We start from the raw sequence: 4,049 nt of genomic DNA on the forward strand, positions 1-4,049 counted from the left end.
GCTATCGCGAGCAGGCTCGCTCCCACAGAGGGATTCCCACAGAAAGATATGCATGGCTGCGGGATCAACCGGTCTTGCGCAACGCCGCGTGCTGCGGATTGAACGTCCACACCGCCAGCAGGGCGAAGAGCAGGGTCAAGCCCAGGCACACCACCATCGCCAACAGGTTGAATTGCTCATACAGCGCAAAACGCACCAGTTCCACCCCATGGGTGAATGGACTGAGCGCGCAGAGCCAGTACAGCCAGACGCTGGCCTCCTGCATTTTCCACAGCGGATACAGCGCCGAGGACAGGAAGAACATCGGGAAGATCACGAAATTCATCACCCCGGCAAAGTTCTCCAGTTGCCGGATGGCATTGGACAGCAGCAAGCCCAGGGCGCTGAGCATCAGGGCCACCAGCAGCAGCGCCGGGAACGCCAGCACCAGGCCCATGGTCGGTGGCTGGATGCCGTACAGCCAGGCAATGGCGAGAAAGGCGTAGACCTGCAACAACGAGATCAGCGAGGTTGCCAGCAACTTGCTCGCCAGCAGGAAGGCCCGCGGCAGGGGGCTGGTGAGCAGCACGCGCATGCTGCCCATTTCCCGGTCATAGACCATCGACAGCGAACCCTGCATGCCATTGAACAACTGGATCATGCAGGCAAGGCCAGGCACGATGTACACCTCATAAGGGATGTAGGTGTCATAGGGGGCAATGATGGCAATGCCCAGTGCTGCACGAAAGCCGGCGGCGAACACCAGCAGCCACAGCAGCGGCCGCACCAGGGCGCTGAGAAAACGCGTGCGTTGCAGCACGAAACGCAGCCATTCACGCACCACGATGCCGCTGAAACATTGCCAATACGCGTTCATGGGTGAGCTCCCGCTGCGGTCAGGTGGGTGAAGGCCGAACCGAGGGTGCCGCCGTGTGCCTGGCTCACGGCGTCGGCGCGTGCGCTGGCGACGAGGCGGCCTTGATGCAGGATCAGCAGATCGTCGCTGGGCTGTACTTCGTCCAACAGGTGTGTGGTCCACAGCACGCTGATGCCCTCGCGGCACAACTGGCGCACGTGTTGATTCAGCGCCAGCCGGCTGGCCGGGTCCAGGCCGACGCTGGGTTCATCGAGCAGTAACAGACGCGGCTCATGCAGCAGCGCCCGGGCGATTTCCACCCGGCGACGATGGCCGCCATTGAGGGCACGCACGCGTTCGTGGCGCCGCTCGGTCAACGCCTGGCGGGCCAGTTCGGCGTCGATACGCACACGGCCCTGGCGCCGCGACAGGCCATGTAGCGCGACGTGGTAACGCAGGTTCTGCTCGACGCTCAGATCCAGGTCGAGGGTGCTCTGTTGGAACACCACACCCAACTGGCGCAGGGCCGGCCGCGGCGAAGCCTGCAACGAATGACCACCGACGCGCACTTCACCGCGCTGCACGTCGTACAGGCGCGTGAGCAAGGCAATCAGTGTCGATTTACCAGCACCGTTGGGTCCCAGCAACGCGGCGAAGCGCCCCGCTGCGAGGCTGAAACTCACCTGCCTGAGGGCTTCGCGCGCGCCATAGGCGAAGCTCAGGTCGCTGACCTCCAGAGCGTTCATGGCGTCACCACTACGCCCCAGGGATAACGCCCGACCTTCACCGACTTGAGCACTTTGCGGCTCTGCACGTCGATCACCGAAACATCGCCGCTGACGCCATTGGTGGCCAGCAGTTGGCGTTGATCGGGAGTGAATGCCAGTTGCCAGACACGCCGCCCCACCAGCAGGTAATCCAGCACTTCGAAGGTCTTGGCATCGATCACTGCCACGTGATTGGCCGGGCCCAGGGCGACGAAGGCGAATTTGCCATCGGCGCTGAGCTTGATGCCCACCGGCTGTACCTTGTCGGGGTGAACGCCCTTGATCTGGAACGTCAGCGTCTTGAGCACCTGGCGACTGGCGACATCGAGAATTGTCAGCGTGCCGCCGATTTCCGCCGAGGCCCAGAGCTGCGAACCGTCGCGACTGAATTCGACGAAACGCGGCCGCTGGTCCACCAGCGTGTTGTCGGCCAAGGTCTGGGTGCTGGTGTCGATCCAGTGCAGCATGTTGGTGGTTTCACTGGTGTTGACCGCCCATTTGCCATCGGGGCTGACGGCCATGCCTTCGGGCTCGACGCCGACGCCGATCTGGGCCAGCACTTCGGAGGTCTGGGTGTCGATCACCGTCACCAGGGCATCGTCCTCGTTGGAGACATAGAGCCAACGGTCATTGGGGTGCAAGGCGAACTGCTCCGGGTCCTTGCCGGAGGGCAATTCCTTGATGATCTTGCGGGTGGCGACGTCCATCACCTGGACCCGGTCCGAATCGCTGGCGCAGATGTACAGCAAGCGGTTGTCGTGGGACAGCAACAGGCCTCGGGGGCGTTGACCCACCGCCAGGGTCTCGATGACCTCCAGGCTCTGCATGTCGATCAGGCTCAGGCTGTTGTCTTTTTCATTGGAGACCCAGGCGATGCTGGCGGCGGCGGGGCCGGCGACGAGCAATGTCGCCGCCAGGGTGAGGGCCTGGCAAAGCAGGGCAGGTTGCAACAGCGAGCGGCACATGGCGGTTTCCTTATTGTTGTTCTGAAAGGGATCAGGGGTAGCGACAGCTCACTTCGGGTCGGTCATAGCCCAGGCTGTCCATTTCGTTGGTAGGGTGCAGGAAACCGTCCTGGGGCGAGGTGCTCACCAGCGCTCGTGGCTGAACCAGAGGAATCGGCTGACGCAGTTGCCCGTTCCATGGCCGGTAACTGAGCTTGCGGCCCTTGAAGCCGTCCAGCGGCAATTGCTCGCTCAGCGCCAGTTGGCGGATCGCAAATGGATCGTTCTGGCGCAGTTTGCTCACGGCGCTGGCGATGCTGCGCACGGCGATCCAGGCGGCGAAATCGCGATCATTCATCCAGCGCCCGGCCAAGGCTTCGAAGCGTTTTTGCAGCTGCGCCGCGCCGTAGGTTTCCACGGTCTTGTGCCAGGCGGTGGGGGTCAGGCCTTGCGTGCCGGCCACCGGACGCGGATACCAGGTCTGGTAGGGCACGTATTCGCCGAAGTCGCCGCGCTCGTCGGCCACCAGCACCACGTCGTATTCGGCGGTCTGGGTGAACAAAGGCATGTCGGCTTGGGCGCTGCGGCGCTGGTCGTTGTCGAACTGCCAGGCCTTTTCGGCGACAAGTTTCATGCCGAAGCGTTTCATGGCCCGGCGCAATGCCGCGGCGTAAGCCTGGTCTTGGGTTGTCTGGCCGACAATCAGCAAGGCCCGCTGCCATTTGCGTACGACGCTGAACTGCACCAGGGCATCGGCGAGCATCGCCCGGTCGGGCAGGCTATGCAGCACGTTGCCCAGGCAATCGGTGCTGCGCAGGCTGTCGTCGGCGCTGCCGGCGTTGAACAACAGGCTGTCGGGCAGGGCGGCACTGAGCTGGCGCAGGCTGGCGGACGGCGCGTTGACCACAAACAGCCGCAGGCCCTGCTCATGCTGCGCTCGGGCGGCCTGGAGCAAGGCTTCGGGGCTGTCGACGCTGGCGCTTTGCAGCCGGTAATCGTGCTTGAGAAAACGCCCGGTGCTGTTGCTGTCGATAATCGCCAGTTCAGCCCCGCGCAGTCCGGCATCGGCAGGCTCTTCAATCACGTTGGACAGCAGCGGCCCCGGGTCGGGGCGATAGCCCAGGTAGCCGATGCGCACCTGCAGCGGCGCGGCGTCACCAGCCTGGACGGCGACCGGCAACCCGGCGCCGACTGCTGCGAGCAAAGGGATCAAGGCGTAACTGACGAGCCGGCGCATAACACCTCCATTTGCGGGTAGCGCCAGCATAGGAAGCCTGCGTCCTGGGGGAAATATGCAGAAAGTACCGCCGGGCCAGTACCAAGGTAGTAGCCCGTTGTCGACGCCGGGGTTTTAGGATGCCATTCATCGTCATTCATCAGGAGCGGACAGACCGTGCGGATTCTCAAAGCCCTGCTGCTGCCGCTGTTGCTGATCTTGAGTCTGATTGGCGTGGATCGGTTGTCAGCGCAACCAAGGATGTACGCTGCAATGGTGGGAGCGGG

4 protein-coding genes are annotated in these 4,049 nt (G+C 63.5%); all 4 read right to left on the reverse strand.

All coding sequences use genetic code 11. From position 1 onward, the window contains the following. Positions 1-64: 64 nt before the first annotated feature. From HU811_RS25665 to HU811_RS25680, 4 genes are read right to left on the reverse strand one after another with little or no spacing between them, the layout of a single operon-like run. Positions 65-856 (reverse strand): ABC transporter permease, encoded by a 792-nt coding sequence (locus tag HU811_RS25665; RefSeq protein ID WP_186658850.1) that lies wholly within the window; start codon positions 854-856, stop codon positions 65-67. Further along, complete coding sequence (locus tag HU811_RS25670) at positions 853-1,581, reverse strand: ABC transporter ATP-binding protein (RefSeq protein WP_092398675.1); 729 nt, start codon at positions 1,579-1,581, stop codon at positions 853-855. The genes HU811_RS25665 and HU811_RS25670 overlap by 4 nt, the downstream gene beginning before the upstream one ends. Beyond that, positions 1,578-2,567 (reverse strand): YVTN family beta-propeller repeat protein, encoded by a 990-nt coding sequence (locus HU811_RS25675; RefSeq protein ID WP_092398673.1) that lies wholly within the window; start codon positions 2,565-2,567, stop codon positions 1,578-1,580. The genes HU811_RS25670 and HU811_RS25675 overlap by 4 nt, the downstream gene beginning before the upstream one ends. A 31-nt stretch (positions 2,568-2,598) precedes the next feature. Next, a complete protein-coding gene (locus HU811_RS25680; protein WP_092398671.1) occupies positions 2,599-3,783 on the reverse strand; it encodes an ABC transporter substrate-binding protein in 1,185 nt (394 codons plus the stop codon). Positions 3,784-4,049: the final 266 nt, after the last annotated feature.

Source organism: Pseudomonas tehranensis, from assembly GCF_014268615.1.
GTDB lineage: Bacteria > Pseudomonadota > Gammaproteobacteria > Pseudomonadales > Pseudomonadaceae > Aquipseudomonas > Aquipseudomonas tehranensis.